Source organism: Streptomyces sp. NPDC049541, from assembly GCF_044465725.1.
Lineage (GTDB): Bacteria > Actinomycetota > Actinomycetes > Streptomycetales > Streptomycetaceae > Streptomyces.
In genome coordinates this window covers 191,845-215,328 of record NZ_JBITLY010000010.1, presented here as the reverse complement: position 1 = coordinate 215,328, position 23,484 = coordinate 191,845, and the positions used below count along the sequence as shown (strand labels likewise).

The 23,484-nt window shown below is 71.3% G+C and carries 22 protein-coding genes and 1 pseudogene; 19 read left to right on the top strand and 4 right to left on the bottom strand.

What is annotated here, in order from left to right:
* Positions 1–51: 51 nt before the first annotated feature.
* Positions 52–1,638, bottom strand: coding sequence for a carboxylesterase/lipase family protein (locus ACIBW9_RS32710; protein ID WP_398960631.1), 1,587 nt, complete (start codon positions 1,636–1,638; stop codon positions 52–54).
* A gap of 317 nt (positions 1,639–1,955) precedes the next feature.
* Here ACIBW9_RS32710 and ACIBW9_RS32705 point away from each other — a divergent pair, with 317 nt between their 5' ends.
* From ACIBW9_RS32705 to ACIBW9_RS32695, 3 genes are all read left to right on the top strand, one after another.
* Entirely contained in the window at positions 1,956–2,996 is a 1,041-nt protein-coding gene (locus tag ACIBW9_RS32705; protein WP_398960630.1) for a LacI family DNA-binding transcriptional regulator, read from the top strand.
* A gap of 189 nt (positions 2,997–3,185) precedes the next feature.
* On the top strand, positions 3,186–3,818 hold the full coding sequence (locus ACIBW9_RS32700; protein WP_398960629.1) for a VOC family protein: 633 nt from the start codon (positions 3,186–3,188) through the stop codon (positions 3,816–3,818).
* Between the two features lie 53 nt (positions 3,819–3,871).
* Positions 3,872–4,273, top strand: a complete 402-nt coding sequence (locus ACIBW9_RS32695) for a VOC family protein (protein ID WP_398960628.1) — start codon at positions 3,872–3,874, stop codon at positions 4,271–4,273.
* Here the strand turns inward: ACIBW9_RS32695 and ACIBW9_RS32690 are convergent.
* Together ACIBW9_RS32690 and ACIBW9_RS32685 are read right to left on the bottom strand one after the other, a co-directional pair.
* A complete protein-coding gene (locus tag ACIBW9_RS32690; protein ID WP_398960627.1) occupies positions 4,256–4,942 on the bottom strand; it encodes a helix-turn-helix domain-containing protein in 687 nt (228 codons plus the stop codon). The genes ACIBW9_RS32695 and ACIBW9_RS32690 overlap by 18 nt on opposite strands.
* Before the next feature lie 505 nt (positions 4,943–5,447).
* Entirely contained in the window at positions 5,448–6,422 is a 975-nt protein-coding gene (locus ACIBW9_RS32685) for a cupin domain-containing protein (RefSeq protein ID WP_398960626.1), read from the bottom strand.
* An 80-nt stretch (positions 6,423–6,502) separates the two neighbouring features.
* Here ACIBW9_RS32685 and ACIBW9_RS32680 point away from each other — a divergent pair, with 80 nt between their 5' ends.
* The gene (locus tag ACIBW9_RS32680; RefSeq protein ID WP_398960625.1) at positions 6,503–7,345 is read left to right on the top strand and encodes an NAD(P)H-binding protein; all 843 of its coding nucleotides are present in this window, start codon (positions 6,503–6,505) and stop codon (positions 7,343–7,345) included.
* Positions 7,346–7,388: 43 nt separating this feature from the next.
* Here the strand turns inward: ACIBW9_RS32680 and ACIBW9_RS32675 are convergent, their stop codons facing one another.
* Positions 7,389–8,531, bottom strand: a complete 1,143-nt coding sequence (locus ACIBW9_RS32675; RefSeq protein WP_398960624.1) for a YihY/virulence factor BrkB family protein — start codon at positions 8,529–8,531, stop codon at positions 7,389–7,391.
* A gap of 250 nt (positions 8,532–8,781) precedes the next feature.
* Between ACIBW9_RS32675 and ACIBW9_RS32670 the strand changes: the two are divergent.
* The 15 genes and pseudogenes from ACIBW9_RS32670 to ACIBW9_RS32600 form a co-directional block, all read left to right on the top strand.
* Positions 8,782–9,162 (top strand): annotated as a pseudogene (locus ACIBW9_RS32670) (2,3-diaminopropionate biosynthesis protein SbnB); the annotation flags it as partial.
* Between the two features lie 175 nt (positions 9,163–9,337).
* Positions 9,338–10,972, top strand: a complete 1,635-nt coding sequence (locus ACIBW9_RS32665; protein WP_398960623.1) for an acyl-CoA dehydrogenase family protein — start codon at positions 9,338–9,340, stop codon at positions 10,970–10,972.
* Positions 10,973–11,265: 293 nt separating this feature from the next.
* Positions 11,266–12,555: a GAF domain-containing protein gene (locus tag ACIBW9_RS32660; protein WP_398960622.1), complete on the top strand. Its 1,290-nt coding sequence runs from the start codon at positions 11,266–11,268 to the stop codon at positions 12,553–12,555.
* A gap of 174 nt (positions 12,556–12,729) precedes the next feature.
* The gene (locus ACIBW9_RS32655) at positions 12,730–14,004 is read left to right on the top strand and encodes a hypothetical protein (protein WP_398960621.1); all 1,275 of its coding nucleotides are present in this window, start codon (positions 12,730–12,732) and stop codon (positions 14,002–14,004) included.
* Between the two features lie 133 nt (positions 14,005–14,137).
* Positions 14,138–14,710 (top strand): GNAT family N-acetyltransferase, encoded by a 573-nt coding sequence (locus ACIBW9_RS32650; protein WP_398960620.1) that lies wholly within the window; start codon positions 14,138–14,140, stop codon positions 14,708–14,710.
* A 127-nt stretch (positions 14,711–14,837) separates the two neighbouring features.
* Positions 14,838–14,921: a putative leader peptide gene (locus tag ACIBW9_RS32645; RefSeq protein WP_309486338.1), complete on the top strand. Its 84-nt coding sequence runs from the start codon at positions 14,838–14,840 to the stop codon at positions 14,919–14,921.
* Between the two features lie 126 nt (positions 14,922–15,047).
* Positions 15,048–16,745, top strand: a complete 1,698-nt coding sequence (locus tag ACIBW9_RS32640; protein ID WP_398960619.1) for a nitrite/sulfite reductase — start codon at positions 15,048–15,050, stop codon at positions 16,743–16,745.
* Positions 16,742–16,921: a hypothetical protein gene (locus ACIBW9_RS32635; protein WP_030940226.1), complete on the top strand. Its 180-nt coding sequence runs from the start codon at positions 16,742–16,744 to the stop codon at positions 16,919–16,921. Before ACIBW9_RS32640 ends, ACIBW9_RS32635 begins: the two co-directional genes overlap by 4 nt.
* The gene (locus ACIBW9_RS32630) at positions 16,918–17,628 is read left to right on the top strand and encodes a phosphoadenylyl-sulfate reductase (RefSeq protein WP_398960618.1); all 711 of its coding nucleotides are present in this window, start codon (positions 16,918–16,920) and stop codon (positions 17,626–17,628) included. Before ACIBW9_RS32635 ends, ACIBW9_RS32630 begins: the two co-directional genes overlap by 4 nt.
* The gene (gene cysC, locus ACIBW9_RS32625) at positions 17,625–18,191 is read left to right on the top strand and encodes an adenylyl-sulfate kinase (protein WP_398960617.1); all 567 of its coding nucleotides are present in this window, start codon (positions 17,625–17,627) and stop codon (positions 18,189–18,191) included. The genes ACIBW9_RS32630 and cysC overlap by 4 nt, the downstream gene beginning before the upstream one ends.
* Positions 18,188–19,126, top strand: a complete 939-nt coding sequence (cysD, locus tag ACIBW9_RS32620; protein ID WP_398960616.1) for a sulfate adenylyltransferase subunit CysD — start codon at positions 18,188–18,190, stop codon at positions 19,124–19,126. The genes cysC and cysD overlap by 4 nt, the downstream gene beginning before the upstream one ends.
* A 2-nt stretch (positions 19,127–19,128) precedes the next feature.
* Entirely contained in the window at positions 19,129–20,457 is a 1,329-nt protein-coding gene (locus tag ACIBW9_RS32615; RefSeq protein ID WP_389080443.1) for a sulfate adenylyltransferase subunit 1, read from the top strand.
* Positions 20,458–20,688: 231 nt separating this feature from the next.
* Entirely contained in the window at positions 20,689–21,798 is a 1,110-nt protein-coding gene (locus ACIBW9_RS32610; protein WP_398960615.1) for an aliphatic sulfonate ABC transporter substrate-binding protein, read from the top strand.
* Between the two features lie 34 nt (positions 21,799–21,832).
* Positions 21,833–22,618, top strand: coding sequence for an ABC transporter ATP-binding protein (locus ACIBW9_RS32605; RefSeq protein ID WP_398960614.1), 786 nt, complete (start codon positions 21,833–21,835; stop codon positions 22,616–22,618).
* Positions 22,605–23,483: an ABC transporter permease gene (locus ACIBW9_RS32600; protein ID WP_398960613.1), complete on the top strand. Its 879-nt coding sequence runs from the start codon at positions 22,605–22,607 to the stop codon at positions 23,481–23,483. The genes ACIBW9_RS32605 and ACIBW9_RS32600 overlap by 14 nt, the downstream gene beginning before the upstream one ends.
* Position 23,484 lies beyond the last annotated feature (1 nt).

Here is a 23,484-nt window from a genome sequence, read left to right as displayed (position 1 = left end):
GCCGCAAATGGACACTGTCCCGCGCCCCTTTCGGGGCGCCGGCCTCAGTGATCACTGCCGGCGCACCGAGCCCGGCAGCCGCAGCCGCCGCACCACGGACCGCAGCTCCGTGCCGCGCAGGGGCGAGGCGTCGGCCGGGAGCGGTGCGGGTGCCGAGGGCGGAGTTCTGAGGGCGTCGGCGTGCCACAGGGCGATTTCGGCGTCCCGCGGCCCATGGACGGTCCGGGGCTCGTCCGCGTCGAAGATCCGCACCGGGTGCGTGGCGTCCCAGGGCTCCCAGCCGGGGTTCCCTTCGGTCGCGAACCGCACCCACGCCGCGTGCATGGCGTCGGCCAGCTCCTGAGGCGCGCCCTCACCCGCGAGTTTGCGCGATTCCGGGACATCGCCGGTGTCGAAGACGAACCCGAGCTCCAGGGCGTGGCAGGCGCCGAGGCCCGGGAGGTTGGAGGGCCAGGCGAACTCGTACACGTACGAGGTGCCGGGGCGGGCGTCGGCCAGGTGGTGCAGCGGGAGGCGCAGCAGGTGGTCGGTGACCATCTGGCCGACGATCTCGGCGGTGCCGGCCTCGGGGTGCAGGGTGCGGTAGCCGCGGGGCACCTCGGTGTTGCAGTGGCAGCGGGCCATGGCGCCGGCGAGGGCGACCGCGCCCAGGTGATCGACCCGTTCCAGGAGGCCGCCGGGGACGAGCCAGAGGCGGTACTCGTCGCTGGTCCAGCCCATCATCAGGTCGACGCCCCGCGCCGCGTCGCCGTCGACGAGCGCCTCCAGGGGGTCGCGCGGCACCAGGTCGCCGTCGACGACGATCCCGAAGGAGGGGCCGCCCAGCACCGGGCTGCTGAGTTTGCCCACGTCGGCCTGGGTGCGCAGGAGCAGTTCGCGGTCGACCTCGGCGAAGGCCGCGGCGGTCGCGGGGATCTTCAGTCGGGTGGCCATGCGGCGCACCATGCGCCGTACCTTGTCCCGTTCGAACGCCTCGGGCGGCCCGCTCTGCAGGACCGCCCGCCGTACCAGCCCCTGTGCCTGCGGGGCGGCCAGCAGGGCGCCGATGCTGATCGCCCCCGCGGACTGCCCGGCGACGGTGATCAGGTCGGGGTCCCCGCCGAAGGCGGTGATCGACTCGTGCACCCACTGCAGGGCGGCGAGCTGGTCGCGCAGGCCGGGGTTGGCGGGGGCGTCCGGGAACAGTCCGTAGCCCTCGACTCCCAGCCGGTAGTTGACGGAGACGAGGACGACGCCGTCCCGGGCGAAGTTCCGCCCGTCGTACACGGGCACCGCGGAGGATCCCCTGGTCAGGGCGCCGCCGTGCAGCCACACGAGAACGGGGAGCCGGGCCCGAGGGCCCGGCTGAGGCGTCCACACGTTCAGATTGAGGCAGTCGTCACCCGGGATGACCGGGTCGGACAGGTACTTCTCGAAGGCCTCGGAGTACGGCGGCTTCGGCGGCGTCGGCCCGAACGCGCCCGCGTCACGCACGCCGTCCCAGGGCTCGGGCGGCACCGGAGGCCGGAACCGGCGGGGGCCGAAGGGTGGCGCGGCGTAAGGAATGCCACGGAACACCGCGATGCCGTGCTCGTACCGGCCGCGTACGGCTCCGTACGGCGTGCTCACCACCGGGTCTTCCTGGACTGCTGCCGTCATGCGACCACCAGCCTCCTCCGCGCCACTGCACCGGTAACACCAGAGCACCACAGATCGCTCCGGTATTCCGGCGCAGAGCGCGATTCGGCGGCTACTTGGCGTACCACGCCGAAGGTCGACTGGCGTGCTGGTAACGGCCCCTGGTCAGCGCCGCCCACAGCCGCGTTCGACGTTTCGAAAGTTCGGAACGATGAAGACCTGCGAAGGTCGGGCTCTTCCCGACGTGATCCGGTGAAACTAACGTGGGAAGCGCTTACCGTTTCCGCGCTGGTCGAAACTTTTCATGGCCCTCGGGCGGGCCGGAGAGGTGGTTCCCGATGGTTCGCACGGGGAGTGCGAGCGTGGCGGCCGGGCCGACGCTGGCGGTCGTGGCCCGCGAGGCGGGGGTGTCCGTGCCGACCGCGTCCAAGGTGGTCAACGGCCGGGAGGACGTGGCTCCGGAGACGCGCCGCCGTGTCACCGAGGCACTGGACCGGCTCGGCTACGTCCGCAGACCCCGGTTCGACGCGGCGAAGGTGCCGGGGCTGGTCGACCTGGTCGTGCACTCGCTGGACAGTTCCTGGTCGGGGGCGGTACTGCACGGTGTGGAGGCGGCGGCGCACGACGCGGGTCTCGAGGTGGTCGTCTCGGCGGGGCTCACCCGGACGCGTGGCGGGCGCCCGGAGCGCGGCTGGCTGGACAAGCTCATCACGCGGGGTTCGTCCGGGGTGCTGTTCAACCTGGCCGAGCTGTCGCCCTCGCAGTACGCCTGGCTGGACACGCACCGCATTCCGTACGTCCTGATCGACCCGGTCCTCGAACCCCCGCCGGGCGTGGTCTCGGTGGGCGCGGCGAACTGGCAGGGCGGGGTCACCGCGACCGAGCACCTGCTCTCCCTCGGCCATGAACGCATCGCCGTCATCGCCGGCCACCAGCGCAAGATGTGCAGCAGCGCCCGGGTCGCCGGATACCGCTCGGCGCTCGCTTCGGCGGGGGTGCGGCATCGGCCGGAGTACGTGCGGCACGCCGGCTTCGACGAGAGCGTCGCGCACCGGCGCATGCTGGACCTTCTGGACCTGCCCGAGCCGCCGACGGCGGTGTTCGTCTGCTCCGACCACATGGCTCTGGGGGTGTACCAGGCCCTGGCCGCACGGGGGTTGCGGGTTCCGGACGACATCAGTGTGGTGGGCTTCGACGATCTGCCCGAGTCGCGGTGGGTCGCTCCCGCTCTGACCACGATCCGGCAACCGCTGTCCGAGATGGCGGCGGGGGCGTTGCACTTGCTCGTGCGGATGATGGCGGGGGAGCGCCTGGAGGGGACGCGTACGGAGTTGTCGACTCGGCTCGTGGAGCGTTCCAGTACGGGACACCCGCGCTGAGCGTAAGCCGGGGGTGCCGCTGTACGTCGTTCGTCTGCGGCTGCGCCGTGGCTCTGGTCGCGCCCACGCGGCGGAGCCGCACATCGGCACAGTCCCGCGCCCCGTCAGGGCGCCACCGCGCCCTCGACTGCATCAGTTCCGCCGCACGGGCGTTCCATTGTGGTGGCCGTATGCGTAGCCTCGGCCGGGATGAACACCATTCCCCTGCATCTGGACCACCTGGTCCTCGCGACCCCCGAACTCGCGGCGACCGTGGCCGACTTCGCTCGGCTCACCGGTGTGACGCCTGCACCCGGTGGTGCGCATGTGGGGTTCGGTACGCGCAATTGCCTGGTCTCCCTGGGTGGTTCCAGCTATCTGGAGATCATCGGGCCCGACCCGGAGCAGGCCGGGGCGGAGGGCCCGCGGCCGTTCGACGTCGACCAGCTGGCCTCCGCGCGGACGGTGACCTGGGCGATCAGCCCGCCCGACCTGGACACGGCGGTCGCGACGGCGCGGGCGCGGGGGTACGACCCCGGGCCGGTGCGGCCGATGAGCCGCCGTCGGCCGGACGGCACGTTGCTGGAGTGGCGCCTGACCGACGGTGACACCGCGCATCCGTCCGGTCTCGTTCCCTTCCTCATCGACTGGGGGTCCTCGGCGCACCCGACATCGACGGCTCTGCCCGTCACCCCCCTGCTCAGGGTGTCGGCCACCGCCCCGGACCCGGACGAGATACGCCCTCTGCTGGCCGCCGTCGGAGCCGAGCTGGTCGTGACCGAGGGGCCGGTGGCTCTCTCGTTCACGGTGGACACTCCCCGCGGGCCGGTGACCTTCGGCTGAGGGTGTCCGATTCCTTCAAGACCGGCCGCCGGGGCGCTGCCTACGGTGACGGCATGACTCCACGATTCGCCGTGGTCGGCCTGGTCGTCTCCGACCTGGCCGCCGCGCTCGCCTTCTACCGTCGTCTCGGGCTCGTCTTCCCCGAGGGCTCCGAGGACCAGCCGCATGTCGAGGCCGAACTGCCCGGCGGGCTGACCCTCGCCCTGGATCCCGAGGAGACCGTCCGTTCCTTCTACCCGGGGTGGCAGCCGCCGGCCACCGGCGGCCGGGTCTCGCTCGCCTTCCGATGCGGATCACTCGCCGAGGTCGACTCCGTCTACGAGGAGCTCGTGGGCGCCGGGTACCACGGCGAACTCAAGCCGTGGGACGCCTTGTGGGGGATGCGGTACGCCGTGGTGCACGACCCGGACGGCAACGGTGTCGACCTGTTCGCGCAGCTACCCGCGGCCGAGTAGCTGCCCGAGCCGCAGCCCCGCCAGCTCCTTGACGTCCCGCGCCAGATGGGCCTGGTCGGCGAAGCCGGCCCGGGCCGCCGTCTCCGCGAACGGCACCCCTTCCCGGGCCAGCCTCAGGGCACGCTGCAGCCGCAGCACCCGGGCCAGCATCTTGGGGCCGTAGCCGAAGGCTGCGAGGGAGCGGCGGTGCAACTGACGGGCTCCCAGGCCGAGTTCGTCCGCGGTGGCCGCGACCGGGCGGCCCTCGCCGAGGGCGGTCACCAGGTGCCGTAGCAGCGGGTCGGGGGGCTCGGTGTCGGCGGCCAGCCGCAGCGCCAACTCCTCCAGGCCGTTTGCCGGTTCGGCGGCGGCGTTCACACGGGCGGTGAGACGGCGGACCTCCGCGGCCGAACGCAGTTCGCTGAGCGCCACGCGCCGGTCGCGCAACTCGTGCGCGGGCACGCCCAGGAGGGCGGGCGCGGTGCCGGGGTACAAGCGGACGCCGACCCACACTCCCGGCTCGCCCCCGGTGACGTACGCACGAGTGTCGGGCCCCGCGACCAGCAGCCGGCCCTGGTGCCACAGCAGGTCCATGCAGCCGTCCGGCAGCACACGTCCGGCACCCGCCTCGGACGGGATGTTCGTCCACACGACGGCCCCGGTCAGCCGGGACGCCCTCTCCGCGTACACGAACGAAAGGCTACGCCGCCCGCGCCCGGTGCTCCTGCGGGCTCACGCCGCTTGAAGGCGCCGGCCACCGCGAACGCGCCGCTCCAGCCGGCCGGGCGGGCGAACGCCCCAGCCCCTCGACCGAGCAGCACGCATCCGACTCCCGCCAGCCAGACTGTTCGTAGCCACCGCGAACGCGCCGCTCCAGCCACCGGGCGCGCGAACGCCCCAGCCCCTCGACCGAGCAGCACGCATCCGACTCGCGCCAGCCAGACTGTTCGTCCACACGACCGCCCCGGTCAGCCGGGACGCCCCCTCCGAAGACACCCGCGAAAGGCTACGCCGCCCGCGCCCGGTGCTCCTGCGGGCTCACGTCGCTTGAAGGTGCCGGCCACCGCGAACGCGCCGCTCCAGCCGGCCGGGCGGGCGAACGCCCCAGCCCCTCGACCGAGCAGCACGCATCCGACTCCCGCCAGCCAGACTGTTCGTCCACACGACCGCCCCACCCAAGTACACCCGCGGAAGGCTACGCCGTACGCGCCCGGTGCTCCTGCGGGCTCACGCCGTACAGCCGCTTGAAGGCGCTGGACAGTGCGAACGCGCTGCCGTAGCCGACCTGGCGGGCGATCGCCTCCAGGGTGTCGTCCGTGTCGCGCAGTCGGTCGGCGGCCAGGGCCAGACGACGGCCGGTCAGGTACGTCATCGGGGGCTCGCCCACAAGGCCGGTGAAGCGGCGGGCGAGGGCGGCTCGGGAGACTCCCGCCTTGGCCGCGAGGGAGGCGACCGTCCAGGGATGGGCGGGGTCGTCGTGGAGCAGGCGGACGACCCTGCCCACCACGGGGTCCGCCAGCGCCCGGTACCAGGCCGGTGCCGCCGCCTCCGGGCGGGCGAACCAGGCCCTGAGCGCGGCGATGACCAGCAGGTCGAGGAGGCGGTCCAGGACGACCTCCTGACCCGGCTCGTCCCGCACGATCTCCTCCATGAGGAGCGGGGTGAGCGGACAGTCCCACACCTCGGGTGTGAGGGACAGCAGCGGCGGCAGGGCGTCCAGCAGCCGCCCGCCGACCTCGCCCTGCCACAGATAGGTGCCGATCAGCAGCACGGCCGACCCGTCGAGCCGGTCGCCCCAGGTGCGCACACCCAGGTCCATGACGCCGTTGAGGGAACGCCCGTCGGGGTAGCGGCACTCGGCACCCGGCAGGATCAGCGCCTGCGGCTCCGTCTCGGGGGCGTCGGCACAGGTGTACGGGTCCGGGCCACGCGCGATGGCGAGGTCGCCGGGCCGCAGCAGCACCCTCCCCCAGCCTTCGGCCGGGGGGACCCCCATCTCGCTTCGCCCGCCCGCGTCCGGCATGATCCACGCCTCGCCGCGGACCATCAGCATGACGGTGAGCGGGGCGCGGTCCTCGATCCGTACGCACCAGGGCGGTTCGAAACACGCCCGGATCATGAAGGCGCCCCGCGCGCGGGGTCCGTCGAGGAGACCAGCAAGGGGGTCCATGCCGTGAGCGTAGACGCCCGCGCATGGGAATGAGCCGTTCAGCGATGGGTTCTTGGGGCGTACGGCCCTTGACTGGAGGCATGGCTGACAACGCAGCGAAGACGCAGAACATGACGGTGGTGGTGACCGGTGCCTCGGGGCGCACCGGGAGCCGTGTGGTGCGGGCGGCACGGGCGGCGGGGCTGGCGGTGCGGCCCGCCTCCCGCGCCCACGGTTTCGACTGGGAGGACCCGACGACCTGGGCGCGGTCACTGCGGGGCGCCGACGCGGCGTACCTGGTGTACCCGTCCGACGTCGGCGCCCCCGCGGCCACGGAGGGGGTCGGGGCGCTCGCGAGGGAGGCGGTCGGGCTCGGGGTGCGGCGGCTGGTGCTGCTGTCGGCGCGCGGCGAGGAGCAGGCGCTGGCGACCGAGGCGGCGCTGAAGGCGTCGGGTGCGGACTGGACGGTGGTACGGGCCGCGTGGTTCGCGCAGAACTTCAGCGAGGGGCCGCTGGTGGAGGAGTTGCGCAGGGGGGAGCTGGTGTTTCCGGCCGGTGAGGTGCGGGAGCCGTTCGTCGACGTGCGGGACATCGCCGACGTGGCCGCGGTGGCTTTGACGGCCGGGGAGCGGTACGTCGGGCGGACGGTGGAGGTGACCGGGCCGCGGCTGCTGTCGTTCCGCGAGGCGGTCGCAGAGATCTCCGCGGCGAGCGGTAGGGAGGTTTCCTATACGCCGGTGCCTGCGCGGGCCTATGGCGAGGCGCTGGCCGGGTTCGGTGTGCCGGCGGAGGAGGCGGAGTTTCTGGTGGGGGTGTTCGAGGGGCTGCTCGATGGGCGCAATGCGCATCTCACGGACGGGGTCCGGCGGGTGCTGGGGCGTGCGCCGCGGGACTTCGGGGACTTCGCGAGGGAGGCTGCCGCCTTGGGCACGTGGAAGGTCTAGCGGGAGCCGCCATCGACACAGCCCCGCGCCCCTTCAGCACACTTCAGGAACCGTCCGGTTTGTGGTGCGGGTGGGTGCTCTTCACGTGCGTGCGCAGGCGGGACGTCACGTCCTCCGGGGGCAGGAAGCGGGACCAGCGTTCCGGGAACTCGGAGGGCATGTCGGGGTCGGCCGGGTCCGTTTCGTGGCCGGCGGCCGCGCGGGCCACGTGTTCGGCCAGCTGCACCTCGCGCAGCCGCTCGTTCGCGGCGCGGGCGGCGGCGGTCGCGGCGGCCGGCCAGACCCGGTCGATCGCGGCGTTGACCGCGGCCCCGACCAGGACGGCGAACGCGGACACACCGATCCACAGCAGTACGGCGACGGGTGCGGCGAGCGAGCCGTAGATGGTGGGGCCCTCGACCGTGCTGGTCAGGTAGATGCGCAGCAGGAAGCTGCCGAGCACCCACATCGCGAGGGCGACCAGGGCGCCGGGCACGTCCTCGATCCACGGGGAGCGGACGGGCACGGACACGTGGTACAGCGTGGTCAGGAACGCGATCGACAGGACGATGACCACAGGCCAGTACAGGACCTGCACGACGGTCGTCGACCACGGCACGACGTTCACCACCGCGTCCGGCCCGGCCACCATCAGCGGCAGCGCGACCGAGCCGATCAGCAGGGCCACGATGAACAGCGCGAAGGAGAGCAGGCGCGTCTTCACGATGCCGCGGACGCCGTCGAGGCCGTACATCACGGTGATGGTGTCGATGAAGACGTTCACGGCGCGGGAGCCCGACCACAGGGCGAACAGGAAGCCGATGGAGATGACGTCGGGCCGGCCGCCCTTCATCACGTCGTGCAGGATCGGCTGGGCGATCTCGTGGACGCCCTTGTCGGACAGGACCGTGCGGGACGCCTCCAGGATGTTGCTCTCCAGGCTGGCGATGGAGTGGGCGCCGGTCCAGGCGTCGACATAGCCGAGCAGGCCGATCATGCTCAGCAGCAGGGGCGGCACGGACAGCAGCGTGAAGAACGCGGCCTCGGCGGCGAGGCCCAGGATGCGGTACTCCATGCACGAGTTGACCGTGTCCTTGAGCAGCAGCCAAGCAGTCCTGCGCTTCGAGACGTTCCGATAGAGGGCACGCGCCCGGTGGAGACGCCCGGAGGGGGGGCTGCTCTGCGGCGATTCACTTGCTGACTGCACGACCTAACGGTATCCGCCGTGGCCGAGTGCGCTCATCCCCCGGCCCGGTGGCCACCGGAGGGATACGAACCCTTTGCCTGTCATGTTCACTTTAACGGGATTGTTCGTGTCCATGCGGACGGCCGTGCAGACGGCGCCCGTCGTCCACCTGATCGTGCTCGTCGACAACGCCCGGACCGCGCACAGTCGCGGCAGGGCACCATGACCACCACGGAACCCACTCGAAGACCCTGGGCGCCCGCCGTTCGCGGTGATCTCCGGCGGGCAGGTGGAGTCGGTTCCGCACGGCCGGGGGCCGGAGGTCGGCGAGCTCGTCGAGGCCGTGTACCGGCTGCAGGGGCGGGCGGCTCGGAGACCCCGCCGTCGTTCTTCCTGCGCTTCCCGGACCGCCCGACGTCCCGGATCACCGGCCTGCCACGCGCCTCCGCCGTACTGATCCTCAACGACCCCGACACGGGTTGTCCGTTCGCGTGCCGGGAGAGTTCGGTGGTCAGCGCGACGCGCACGGCCTCCTCGGCGGCGCGGCCGCCCACGCGTCCGATCCCAGGTCGGCTTCATCGGTATGGCCCTCATCGCCCGCCACCCCCACACCCATCTCACCGCCATCGGCTGGGAGTTCGTCGCCCAGGGAAGCTGAGCCGGCGACGGTGCGCCCGGTGTGACGGCCATGGGGGCGACTTCTTGGTGCCGGTCGGCATCTTTCAGCCCGTCCGGCGTTTGAGGACGAGGCCGTTCAGGCCGACAGGGGCTCCAGGGGGCGCGCCCCCCTGGTGGCCCACGACACCGCCGGGGGGTACGTTCGCCGCATGGCACGCCGCACCCACACCGTGACCAACCAGCCCCCACCCCTGACCGACTACGACCTCTTCGGCGCCGACCGTGCCCTCACCGAGGCCGTCGAACGGCACCTGGACCCCGAGCTGCTCGACGAGGCGCACGGCGAGCTGGCCGCGCTCGGCCGGGCCTCCGGTTCGGCGCAGCTGCAGGAGTGGGCGGTCCAGGCCAACGAGAATCCGCCCCGGCTGCGCACCCACGACCGCCACGGCCACCGCGTCGACGAGGTGGACTTCCACCCCGCCTGGCACCGCCTGCTCGGCAAGGGTGTCGCGGCGGGCCTGACCGCCGCCTGGGTCCGGCCCGGCGGCCATGTCCGCAGAGCCGCCGCGTTCCTGGTCTGGACACAGGTCGAGGCCGGGAACCTCTGCCCCCTGTCGATGACCCACGCGGCCGTCCCCGCCCTGCGCACCGACCCGGCCCTGGCCGCCGAGTGGGAGCCGCGGCTCACGTCCATGGTCTACGACCGCGAGCTGCGGCCCGCCCGCCTCAAGGCCGGGGCGCTGTTCGGGATGGGCATGACGGAGAAGCAGGGTGGCAGCGACGTACGCGCCAACACGACGACCGCCCGGCCCCTCGCCGAGGCGGGTACGTACGAGCTCACCGGGCACAAGTGGTTCTGCTCGGCCCCGATGTCCGACGGGTTTCTGGTGCTCGCCCAGGCTCCGGACGGGCTCACCTGCTTCCTCGTGCCGCGGGTCCTGGAGGACGGCTCCCGCAACGTCTTTCTGATCCAGCGGCTCAAGGACAAGCTCGGCAACCGCTCCAACGCCTCCAGTGAGGTCGAGTTCGACGGCACCTGGGCCCGCCGGGTCGGCGAGGAGGGGCGCGGGGTGCGGACCATCATCGACATGGTGGCGGCGACCCGGCTGGACTGCGTGCTGGGCTCGGCGGGTCTGATGCGGCAGGCGGTCGCCCAGGCCGTGCACCACTGCAGCTACCGGGAGGCGTTCGGCGCGAAGCTGGTCGACAAGCCGCTGATGCGCAACGTCCTGGCCGACCTGGCGCTGGAGTCGGAGGCGGCGACCACGCTCGCGCTGCGGCTCGCCGCCGCCTGTGACGACGGGAGCGAGCAGGAGCGGGCGCTGCTGCGGATCGCTGTGCCTGCCGCCAAGTACTGGGTGACCAAGCGCTGTGCGCCGGTCGCGGTGGAGGCCGCCGAGTGCCTGGGCGGCAACGGGTACGTCGAGGAGTCGGGGCTGCCCCGGCTGGTGCGCGAGTCGCCGCTCAACTCGATCTGGGAGGGCGCCGGGAACGTCCAGGCGCTGGACGTGCTGCGCGCCCTGCGGCGCGAGCCGCAGGCCCTCGACGCCTACCTCCAGGAGGTCGGCAGGGCCCGCGGCGTCGACCACCGCCTGGACGCCGCGATCAAGGACCTGCTGACCGAGCTGGCCGATCTGGACGGGATCGAGGGGCGGGCCCGGCGGCTGACGGAGCGGCTCGCGCTGGTGCTCCAGGGTTCGCTGCTCGTCCGGTTCGCCCCACCGGAGGTGGCCGACGCCTTCTGTGCCTCGCGGCTGGGCGGCGACGCGGGCGCGGCCTTCGGGACACTGCCCCACACGCTGGACCTGGCGTCGGTGGTCGAGCGGGCCCGACCGGTGTCCTGACCTGGGCTCATGTAGTACGGGGGTGGTGCTGCGCCGACACGGCACCACCCCCGCCCAACCGGCCCGTTCGAGGCCACGAACGCCGCTCGGGACGGCGTTGCTCAATATTCAATCAAGTAGGAGCCGGTCCACCAGGGTTGCAAGGGGTTGCAACTTGTTGCTGTCTGCGGCTGGAGTGGGCCCGTCCGCCGGGAACGGACGGCACTATGGACGGACAGTACGGACGACTCCGGCTCCGTGGCCGAAACGCGGCGAGAAACCGGTTGTCCCGAGCCCTTCTTCCGGGAGGCCCCGTGGTGCACCCGCCGACGGACGTGACGCAGCTCGCCGTGGTCGACACGGCGCGCGCGGCGCGGGTACTCAGCGAGGTCCGCGCCGCCAGGCTGTCCGGGCAGCGCACCCCCGTCGCGCCGCGCCCGGTGATCGAGCAGTCCTGGGGGCGCATGCTGCGCAGCGGCATCGACCCCGACCGCGACCGCCGTTCCGGGCTGCTGCCCTCCGACGAGGTGCGGCGGCGCCGGGAGCGCACGACGCTGCGGCACGTCCTGCCGGTGCTGCGGGAGGGGCTGCTGTCGGTCGCGGACGTCGCGCACCACATCATGGTGGTCGCCGACGAGGACGGCCGGGTGCTGTGGCGCGAGGGCAGCCCGGCCGTCCTGCGCAAGGCGGACGGACTCGGTTTCGAAGTGGGCGCCGACTGGCGGGAGGACGTCGTCGGGACGAACGGCATCGGCACCCCGGCCGTGGTCCGCCGGCCCGTGCAGGTCTTCGCCTCCGAGCACTTCGTGCGCTCGCAGACCTCCTGGACCTGTACCGGCGCGCCCATCACCGACCCGCGCGACGGCCGGCTGATCGGTGTCGTGGACGTCAGCGGACCGCTGGAGACAATGCACCCGGCCACGCTCGCCTGGGTGGACTCGGTGGCCAAGCTCGCCGAGGCCCGGCTGCGCGAGCTGCATCTGGGCTCGCTGGAGCGGCTGCGGGCGGTGGCCGCGCCGGTGCTGGCCCGGGTCGGCGGCCGGGCCCTGGTGGTGGACCGGGACGGCTGGACCGCGGCGGTGACCGGGATGCCGTACACCAGCCGGATCGCCCTGCCCAAGTCGCTGACGGCGGGCCGCCGGTGGCTGCCGCCGCTCGGGCTGTGCTCGGTGGAGCCGCTGGCCGAGGGCTGGCTGATCCGGGCCACGGACGAGCCGGTGCCGCGTGGCGCCACGCGCATCGTGCTGGACCTGACGCAGTCGCGCCGCTGGTCGGTCACGGTGTCCGGGTCAGCGGGCTCCTGGAGCCACGAACTGAGCCCCCGGCACGCCGAATTGCTCTATCTGCTCGCCCTGCAGCGTGGCGGCCGCAGCGCGGCGGGCCTGGCCGAGGAGGTGTTCGGCGACCCGGCCCGCACGGTGACGGTGCGCGCCGAGATGTCCCGAGTACGGCGCTACCTCGGCGGGTTGCTGGAGCACCGGCCCTACCGCTTCGCGGAGGACGCGGAGGTGGAGCTGCTCCTGCCGGCCGACCCGCGCGACCTGCTGCCGCAGTCGACGGCACCCTCGGTGATCAAGGTGCGGCAGCCGGCCGACCTGCCCTGAGCGTGTCCGACACATACCCCTCAGTGACCACACGGCCGTATCTTCCGCATATTTGCACGGTCTTCGTGCCCTACCGCCCCGGACTGCCGTAGCATCCCTCTACGGGCCACCCCACCTGCTCCTTTGGTCAACACAAGGACCAATGGCCGCAGTTGGCCCGCCTCGGGAGGACGTATGAAGCAACGTGGCCGACACCGCAGGCAGAAGCGGGGCCGCGCGCTGCGCGCCTGCCTCGCCGGGACCGCCCTCGCGCTCACCGCCGCCGCCACCATGATCAGCGCCTCGCAGGCCACGGTCGGTGACCGGCCCGGGGCCCTGAAGGCGCTCGCTGCTTCCGAGCGGACGACCGGGCTGCGGCTCCAGGAGCGGCTGGTGCCGCGCAGCACCCTGGACCGGCTCGCCGCCGCCATGGGCAGGCCCGTCGGCGTGAGCACGGTCCTCGACGACGCCGACCACTCCCTGCTGGCCGCGGCCGACTGTACGACCACCGAGCGCACGGCGCTGCCGGTGGCGCCCGCCGCCACGCGCGCCTACTGCTGGGACGCCGCCGACACCCGCGGCTGGCGGGCCGGCGCGGTCACCACCTCCGGGGACGCGGACGACGACGGCCACTGGGGCGACCGCCGTGTGATCCTCTCCGGCTGGACCCACCCGGCGGGCAGGTCGGCGAAGCCGGGCCTCGCCCGGGTCGCCTTCGTCGACGCGAGCGACCCCGACCGCCTCACCTACGCCTGGGTGACCCTCGCCGTCCCCGTCGACGGCGGCCGCGACTACCGCGGGCTCACCTCCCCCGTCTCCGGCATGGTCTGGTACCAGGACAAGCTCCTGGTCACCGCCGCCGACGGTCTGTACGTCTACGACATGCACCGCATCCAGCGGACCACCGTCGACAGCGGCGCGGTCGGCAGGGTGCGCGGCGGCTGGGCCGCGGACGGCGCGCGGTACGTCCTGCCGGCCATCGGCTCGTACCGGCTCACCGGTGGGAGCGCACTCCCGGCGACGATCTCCCTCGACCGCAGCACCGCGCCGGACAGCCTGGTGGCGAGCGAGTGGGTGCCCGCGGACAGCGGCCGGCACACCCGGCTGTGGCGTTACGCGTTCAGCAGCGACCCGGCCCGCGCCGGACTGCTGGCCACCGACCCCGCGGGACGCGCGACCGCGATCGAGGCGTACGAGACGAAGACGGCCGGCGTCGGCGGGGTCCTGTCGTACGGGTCACAGTGGTACCTGGCCCGCGCGGCGGACACCGCGGACGGCCACGGCACGCTGTGGCGGCAGAACGCGCACGACGCGAAGGCCACGCGGTGCGCGGCGGACGGGACGAACCGCTGCTGGGCCGGACCCTCCGGGGCCCTCTCTTATGGGGAGGAGACCGGTGAGGTGTGGTCTCAGGCCGGGCGGATGTTGTACGCGTTGCCGCTGAGCTCGATCGACGGGGCTCTGGAATAGTCGCTCCGCGGGCTGGGTCCCCATTCGTCTGCGGCGTCGTTGTGGCCGGTCGCGCAGTTCGCCGCGCCGCTTCGGGGCGCTACCGGACCGCGGCGATCGACAGATCTGTGGACCGGATGATTCCCTGACCTGCATGACCAACATTCCCGTGACCACCTGGTCCCTGGAGCAGACCGCCCCGACCGACCTCCTCCCGGCCGCCGCGCCGGAAGGGGACGTGCGGATTGTTCGTTCCGAGGTTGCCTCGCCCGAGTTCAGCCGGTTCCTGTATGCGTCCGTCGGCGGCGACATCCGCTGGATCGACCGGCTGGGCTGGACGTATGCGCGGTGGCAGGAGCATCTGGACCGGCCAGGGGTGGAGACTTGGGTCGCATACGACCGGGGAACGCCCGCGGGATACGTCGAACTGGACCCGCAGGACGACGGGGTCGTGGAGATCGTCTACTTCGGTCTGGTGCCGGCCTTCCGGGGGCGGCGGATCGGCGGGCACCTGCTGTCGTACGGCGCCGCCCGCGCCTGGGACCTCGCTGAGCGCTGGCCCGGACTGGCGCAGACGAAGCGGGTCTGGCTGCATACGTGCAGCCTGGACGGGGAGCACGCCATGGACAACTATCTGCGCCGGGGCTTCAAGCTCTTCGACACCAAGGTCGAGGAGCAGGCGGAGGTGGCGGCACCAGGGCCGTGGCCCGGGGCATACCGCGCCTGACCTGCACCGACAAGACCGGCGGCAGCCGATGTGATCGACGACACCCTTGTCTCACAGTTCGGGACAAGGGTGTCCGCATCTTGGACGAAGCTGGACTGTGTCCAGATTGCCATGACACGCTTCCGTCATGTCCGGAACTGGAATTGCCTTGGTGAGTCGGCGGCACGTCGACCTCGGCCGCATGTCCAGCGCCATCTGTCCGGCGAGCTGAGAGCCACAGCACAGCCCGACATCCACGACATCCCTCTTATCCTGCGCAATGTCGCGCACGTATGCCCATGCGCCCGAACGCGCAGGTCAGAGCCGCTTCCCGCCTGTCCCGAAGGACGTAATCACCATGGCCGCCACCCCGCAGAAGCCTGCCGCTTCGACTCCCCGCCGCAAGGTGAGCCGTCACCGCGGAGAGGGTCAGTGGGCCGCGGGGCACCACACCCCGCTGAACGGCAACGAGCAGTTCAAGAAGGACGACGACGGTCTCAATGTGCGGACACGCATTGAGACGATCTACTCCAAGCGCGGCTTCGACTCGATCGACCCCAACGACCTGCGCGGACGTATGCGCTGGTGGGGCCTGTACACCCAGCGCAAGCCCGGCATCGACGGCGGCAAGACCGCGATCCTGGAGCCGGAGGAGCTGGACGACAAGTACTTCATGCTGCGGGTGCGCATCGACGGCGGCCGCCTCACCACCCAGCAGCTGCGTGTGATCGGTGAGATCTCTCAGGAGTTCGCGCGCGGCAGCGCCGACATCACCGACCGGCAGAACATCCAGCTGCACTGGATCCGCATCGAGGACGTCCCGGAGATCTGGAACCGGCTGGAGGCCGTCGGCCTGTCCACCACCGAGGCCTGCGGCGACTGCCCGCGTGTGGTCATCGGCTCGCCGGTCGCCGGGATCGCCGAGGACGAGATCATCGACGGCTCCTGGGCGATCGAGGAGATCCACGAGCGCTACATCGGCAGCAAGGAGTTCTCCAACCTGCCCCGCAAGTTCAAGACGGCGATCTCCGGCTCCCCGCTGCTCGACGTGGTGCACGAGATCAACGACATCGCCTTCGTCGGTGTCGAGCACCCCGAGCACGGCCCCGGCTTCGACCTGTGGGTCGGCGGCGGCCTCTCCACCAACCCGAAGCTCGGCGTCCGGCTCGGCGCCTGGGTTCCGCTGGAGGAAGTGCCCGAGGTGTGGGCCGGCGTGGTCGGCATCTTCCGCGACTGGGGCTACCGGCGACTGCGCACCCGCGCCCGTCTGAAGTTCCTCGTCGCCGACTGGGGCCCGGAGAAGTTCCGCCAGGTCCTGGAGGACGACTACCTCAAGCGCAAGCTGGTCGACGGTCCCGCGCCCGCCGAGCCCTCGGGCCGCTGGCGCGACCACGTCGGCGTGCACCGGCAGAAGGACGGCCGGTTCTACGTCGGCTTCGCCCCGCGCGTCGGCCGTGTCGACGGCGCCACGCTCACGAAGATCGCGGAGGTCGCCGAGGCCCACGGCTCGGGCCGGGTGCGGACCACCGTCGAGCAGAAGATGATCATCCTCGATGTCGAGGAGGCACAGGTCGAGCCGCTGGTCGAGGCCCTGGATGCGCTGGACCTGACGGCCAAGCCGTCCCCGTTCCGGCGCGGCACCATGGCCTGCACCGGTATCGAGTACTGCAAGCTGGCCATCGTCGAGACCAAGCAGCGCGGTTCGTCCCTGATCGACGAACTGGAGCGCCGCATCCCGGAGTTCGACGAGCCCATCACCATCAACATCAACGGCTGCCCGAACGCCTGCGCCCGTATCCAGGTCGCGGACATCGGTCTCAAGGGCCAGCTCGTCCTCAACGACCGGGGCGAGCAGGTCGAGGGCTACCAGGTGCACCTCGGCGGTGCACTCGGCCTGGAGGCCGGGTTCGGCCGCAAGGTGCGTGGCCTGAAGGTCACGTCCGAGGAGCTGCCCGACTACGTCGAGCGTGTCCTCAAGCGGTTCCAGGCCGAGCGCGAGGACGGCGAGCGCTTCGCCGCCTGGGCCTCCCGTGCGTCCGAGGAGGCCCTGTCGTGAGCGAGCGGGCCGCCCCCTTCTACTGCCCCTACTGCGGCGACGAGGACCTGCGTCCCTCCGAGCAGGGCCACGGCGCCTGGGAATGCGCGGCGTGCAACCGGGCTTTTCAGCTGAAGTTCCTCGGGCTGCTCGCCCGGGGCCTTCAGCACTCCGAAGCAGGGGGAGACGAGATATGACCGCGGTTCAGGAAGAGAAGGCGACCGAGGACCTGAAGGCGCTCGCCGAGCAGGCCGGCCGTGAATTGGAGGACGCCTCCGCGCTGGAGATCCTCCAGTGGGCGGCCGACACCTTCGGCAAGCGTTTCTGCGTGACCTCGTCGATGGAGGACGCGGTGGTCGCCCACCTCGCCTCGCGTGCCATGCCCGGCGTGGACGTGGTGTTCCTCGACACCGGCTACCACTTCCCGGAGACCATCGGCACCCGCGACGCGGTCGAGGCCGTGATGGACGTCAACGTCATCACGCTGACCCCGCGTCAGTCGGTCGCCGAGCAGGACGCGGAGTACGGCCCCAAGCTGCACGACCGCGACCCCGACCTGTGCTGCAAGCTCCGCAAGGTCCAGCCGCTGGAGCAGGGCCTGAAGAACTACGTGGCCTGGGCGACGGGTCTACGCCGCGACGAGTCCCCGACCCGGGCGAACACCCCGGTCGTCGGCTGGGACGAGAAGCGGCAGAAGGTCAAGATCTCCCCGATCGCCCGCTGGACCCAGGACGACGTGGACGCCTACGTCGCCGAACACGGCGTACTGACCAACCCGCTGCTGATGGACGGCTACGCGTCCGTCGGCTGCGCCCCCTGCACCCGCCGCGTCCTGGAGGGCGAGGACGCGCGCGCGGGCCGCTGGGCGGGCAGCGCCAAGACCGAGTGCGGGCTGCACGGATGACGACGACAGACATTCAGGAGACGAACGTGACGACCGGGGCCACCGTCTGGCTCACGGGTCTGCCGAGTGCCGGCAAGACCACCATCGCGTACGAGCTGGCCGGCCGGCTGCGCGCCGAGGGCCACCTGGTCGAGGTGCTCGACGGCGACGAGATCCGCGAGTTCATCTCGGCGGGCCTCGGCTTCAGCCGCGAGGACCGGCACACCAACGTGCAGCGCATCGGTTTCCTCGCCGAACTGCTCGCCCGCAACGGCGTCAAGGCGCTCGTCCCGGTGATCGCGCCGTACGCGGACAGCCGCGAGGCGGTGCGCAAGCGCCACCAGGAGGGCGGGGCGCCGTACATCGAGGTGCATGTGGCGACCCCGGTCGAGGTGTGCTCCGTACGTGATGTGAAGGGTCTGTACGCCAAGCAGGCGGCGGGCGAGCTGTCCGGGCTCACCGGGGTGGACGACCCCTACGAGGAGCCCGAGACGCCCGATCTGCGCATCGAGTCGCAGCACCAGACCGTCCAGGAGTCCGCGGCCGCGGTCCACGCGCTGCTCACCGAAAGGGGACTGGCATGACGACGACCGTCGCTGCGGTCGAGGAGGGTACGGCCTCCCCGTACGCCCTCTCGCACCTGGACGCCCTCGAGTCCGAGGCGGTGCACATCTTCCGTGAGGTGGCGGGCGAGTTCGAGCGGCCGGTGATCCTGTTCTCCGGCGGCAAGGACTCCATCGTCATGCTGCATCTGGCGCTGAAGGCCTTCGCGCCGGCCGCGGTGCCCTTCTCGCTGCTGCACGTGGACACCGGGCACAACTTCCCCGAGGTCCTGGAGTACCGCGACCGGACGGTGGCCGAGCACGGGCTGCGGCTGCACGTCGCCTCCGTGCAGGACTACATCGACCGGGGGGTCCTCAAGGAGCGCCCGGACGGCACCCGCAACCCGCTGCAGACGCTGCCGCTGACGGAGAAGATCCAGGCGGAGAGGTTCGACGCGGTCTTCGGCGGCGGCCGGCGCGACGAGGAGAAGGCGCGCGCCAAGGAGCGGGTGTTCTCGCTGCGGGACGAGTTCTCGCAGTGGGACCCGCGCCGCCAGCGCCCCGAGCTGTGGAACCTGTACAACGGCCGGCACGCGCCCGGCGAGCACGTGCGGGTCTTCCCGCTGTCCAACTGGACCGAGCTGGACGTGTGGCAGTACATCGCCCGCGAGGGCATCGAGCTGCCGGAGATCTACTTCGCGCACGAGCGTGAGGTGTTCGCCCGCAGCGGCATGTGGCTGACCGCGGGTGAGTGGGGCGGCCCCAAGGACGGCGAGAAGGTCGAGAAGCGGCTCGTCCGGTACCGGACCGTCGGCGACATGTCCTGCACGGGCGCCGTCGACTCGGACGCCGTGACGCTGGAGCAGGTCATCACGGAGATCGCCGCCTCCCGGCTCACCGAGCGCGGCGCCACCCGCGCCGACGACAAGATGTCCGAGGCCGCGATGGAAGACCGTAAGCGCGAGGGGTACTTCTAGGCATGAGCACGACCACGGAACTCTCCGAGACGACCCTTCTGCGGTTCGCGACCGCCGGTTCGGTCGACGACGGCAAGTCCACGCTCGTCGGCCGGCTGCTGCACGACTCCAAGTCGGTCCTCGTCGACCAGTTGGAGGCCGTCGAGCGCGCCTCCGCGAGCCGCGGCCAGGAGGCCCCCGACCTCGCGCTGCTCACCGACGGTCTGCGGGCCGAGCGCGAGCAGGGCATCACGATCGACGTGGCCTACCGCTACTTCGCCACGCCCCGGCGGCGGTTCATCCTCGCCGACACGCCCGGCCATGTGCAGTACACCCGCAACATGGTGACGGGTGCCTCCACCGCCGAGCTGACCGTGATCCTGGTCGACGCCCGCAACGGCGTCGTCGAGCAGACCCGCCGGCACGCCGCGATCGCCGCCCTGCTGCGCGTCCCGCACGTCGTCCTCGCCGTCAACAAGATGGACCTGGTCGACTACAAGGAACCGGTCTTCGCCGCGATCGCCGAGGAGTTCACGGCGTACGCGACCGAACTGGGCGTCCCCGAGGTCACCGCGATCCCGATCTCGGCGCTCGCCGGTGACAACGTGGTGGAGCCGTCCGCCAACATGGACTGGTACGGCGGCCCGACGGTGCTCGAACACCTGGAGACCGTCCCGGTCACGCACGACCTGAGCCACTGCCACGCGCGCCTTCCCGTGCAGTACGTGATCCGCCCGCAGACCGCCGAGCACCCGGACTACCGGGGCTACGCGGGCCAGATCGCCGCGGGTTCCTTCCACGTCGGCGAGGCCGTCACCGTGCTCCCCTCGGGCCGTGCCTCCCGCATCTCCGGCATCGACCTGCTCGGTGAGCCGGTCGACGTCGCCTGGACCACCCAGTCGGTGACGATCCTCCTGGAGGACGACATCGACATCTCGCGCGGCGACCTGATCGTGCCCAGCAAGGACGCCCCGGCGACCACGCAGGACATCGAGGCGACCGTCTGCCACGTCGCCGACCAGGCGCTGACCATCAACCACCGGGTGCTGCTCAAGCACGGCACCCGCACGGTCAAGGCCATCGTCAAGGACATCCCGTCCCGTCTCACGCTCGACGACCTGTCCCTGCACCCGCACCCGGGACAGCTCGTCGCCAACGACATCGGCCGCGTCAAGATCCGCACCGCGGAACCGCTGCCGGTGGACTCCTACGCCGACTCGCGCCGCACCGGCTCGTTCATCCTGATCGACCCGAACGACGGCACCACGCTCACCGCGGGCATGGTCGGCGAGTCGTTCGCGTCCCCGGAGCCGGTCAAGGACGAGTCCGAGGACGACGGTTGGGACTTCTGACATGAACTCCCACGACTACTACTCCACGTTCGCCAAGGAGGGCGGCCGCGTCGGCAGCGGCGCTCTGGGCAGCGGGCAGGGCGGAGTGGCGCGATGTGTGCGTTGACGTACGCGCACTGCCTGCGCGCCCCGTCCCCCCACCCGACGTCCCGGAAGCGACGAAGACCTGCCGACCTCCCGGCCACGACCTGAAAGACCGTGACCGCCGGGCCTCCGAGAGGAACACCTCCCGTGCCTGTCAACCGCTCAACGTTCCTTCGCCGCGGTGTAGCCGTGGTAGCCGCACTTCCCCTGCTCACGCTCGCCGCTTGCGGCTACGGGTCCAAGTCGGACAACAAGGAGACCACGAAGGTCGCCGCCGGGGCCAAGAAGATCGACGGGCTCGACTCCGTCAAGATCGGTTACTTCGGCAATCTGACGCATGCGACCGCGCTGGTCGGCATCCAGAAGGGCTTCTTCCAGAAGGAGCTGGGCGCCACCAAGGTCTCGCCCGCCATCTTCAACGCCGGCCCGTCCGAGATCGAGGCGCTCAACTCCGGCTCCATCGACATCGGCTGGATCGGCCCCTCCCCGTCGATCAACGGCTACGTCAAGTCCAACGGCAAGAGCCTGAAGATCATCGGTGGTTCGGCGTCCGGTGGTGTGAAGCTGGTCGTCAACCCGAAGAAGATCAAGTCCCTGAAGGACGTCAAGGGCAAGAAGATCGCGACGCCCCAGCTCGGCAACACGCAGGATGTGGCGTTCCTCAACTGGGCCGCCGACCAGGGCTGGAAGGTCGACGCGCAGAGCGGCAAGGGCGATGTCACGGTCGTCCGCACGGACAACAAGATCACCCCGGATGCCTACAAGTCCGGCTCCATCGACGGCGCCTGGGTGCCGGAGCCGACCGCGTCCAAGCTGGTCGCCGAGGGCGGCAAGGTGCTGCTCGACGAGGCATCGCTGTGGCCGGACAAGAAGTTCGTGATCACGAACATCATCGTGTCGCAGAAGTTCCTCAAGGCGCACCCGAAGGCCGTCGAGGCCGTCCTGAAGGCCTCCGTCGAGGCCAACAAGTGGATCAACGCCAACCCCGACCAGGCGAAGGCCGCGGCCAACACACAGCTGGAGGCGGACTCGGGCAAGGCGCTGAAGCCGAACGTCCTGGACCCGGCCTGGAAGTCGATCCAGTTCACCAACGACCCGCTGGCCTCCACCCTCAACACCGAGGCGGAGCACGCGGTCAAGGCCGGTCTGCTGCAGAAGCCGGACCTGAAGGGCATCTACGACCTCACGCTCCTCAACAAGGTCCTCAAGGCCGAGGGCGAGAGCACGGTCGACGCCGCAGGCCTCGGCACCAGCTGACGTAGCACCGACCAGTTCCCAGGAGGTGACGACCATGGCCACGACCACGACGCTCGCCAAGGCCGACGAGTCGGTCGAATACGCGGCACGGCTCGAGCACGTGTCGAAGTCCTTCGGTACACCCGGCGGGCAGCAGCTCGTCCTGGACGACATCAGCATCGATGTCGCGCCGGGCGAGTTCGTCACCCTCCTGGGAGCCTCGGGCTGCGGCAAGTCCACGCTGCTGAACCTGGTGGCGGGGCTCGACAAGCCCACCGCGGGCTCCATCACGACAGAGGGGCGGCCTGCCCTGATGTTCCAGGAGCACGCCCTGTTCCCGTGGCTGACCGCGGGCAAGAACATCGAACTCGCCCTGAAGCTCAGGGGAGTCGCCAAGAACGACCGCCGGGGCCGGGCCGAGCAGCTGCTCGAACTGGTCCGGCTGAAGGGCGCGTACGGCAAGCGCGTCCACGAACTGTCCGGCGGTATGCGCCAGCGCGCGGCGCTGGCCCGCGCGCTCGCCCAGGAGAGCAACCTGCTGCTGATGGACGAGCCGTTCTCGGCCCTCGACGCCATCACGCGCGATGTGCTGCACGACGAGCTGACCCGGATCTGGGCGGAGACGGGCGTGTCCGTCCTCTTCGTCACGCACAACGTGCGCGAGGCGGTGCGGCTCGCCCAGAGGGTGATCCTGCTGTCGTCGCGTCCGGGCCGTATCGCACGCGAGTGGGCGGTGGACATCCCCCAGCCGCGCCGTATCGAGGACGCGCCCGTGGCCGAACTGTCCCTTGAGATCACCGATGTACTGCGTGGGGAGATCCGCCGTCATGGCCAGCACTGACACGCCTCCGGTCCAGGACGCCGGGAGCGTCGAGGCGGGCCTGGACGCACTGGAGACCACGGCCACCGGCCGCCCGACCCTGCGGCAGACCCTCACGAACAAGATCCTGCCGCCGATCATCGCGCTCGCCGTGGTCCTCACGGCCTGGTTCCTCCTCTACCCGATCGTCGACGACCCGACCAAGCTGCCTTCGCCCGGTGCCGTGGGCAGCACGTTCAAGGAAGCGTGGCTGAAGGGCGACCTGCTCGGCTACATCTGGACCAGCGTCTCGCGCGGTCTGCTGGGCTTCGTCTTCGCGCTGCTCATCGGAACCCCGCTGGGTCTGCTGGTGGCGCGGGTGAAGTTCGTGCGCGCGGCCATCGGCCCGATCCTCTCCGGACTGCAGTCGCTGCCGTCGGTGGCGTGGGTGCCGCCGGCCGTGATCTGGCTGGGCCTGAACAACTCCATGATGTACGCGGTGATCCTGCTCGGCGCGGTCCCGTCCATCGCCAACGGCCTGGTGTCCGGCGTCGACCAGGTGCCGCCGCTGTTCCTGCGCGCCGGCCGCACCATGGGCGCGACGGGCGTCAAGGGCATCTGGCACGTCACGCTGCCGGCGGCACTGCCCGGTTATGTGGCGGGCATGAAGCAGGGCTGGGCCTTCTCGTGGCGCTCGCTGATGGCGGCGGAGATCATCGCCCAGTTCCCCGACCTGGGAGTGGGGCTCGGCCAGTTGCTGGAGAACGGTCGAACGGCGGGCGACATGGCGATGGTCTTCGAGGCCATCCTGCTCATCCTCTTCGTCGGCATAGCCATCGACCTGCTGATCTTCAGCCCGCTGGAGCGGTGGGTGCTGCGCAGCCGCGGTCTGCTGGTGAAGAGCTGAG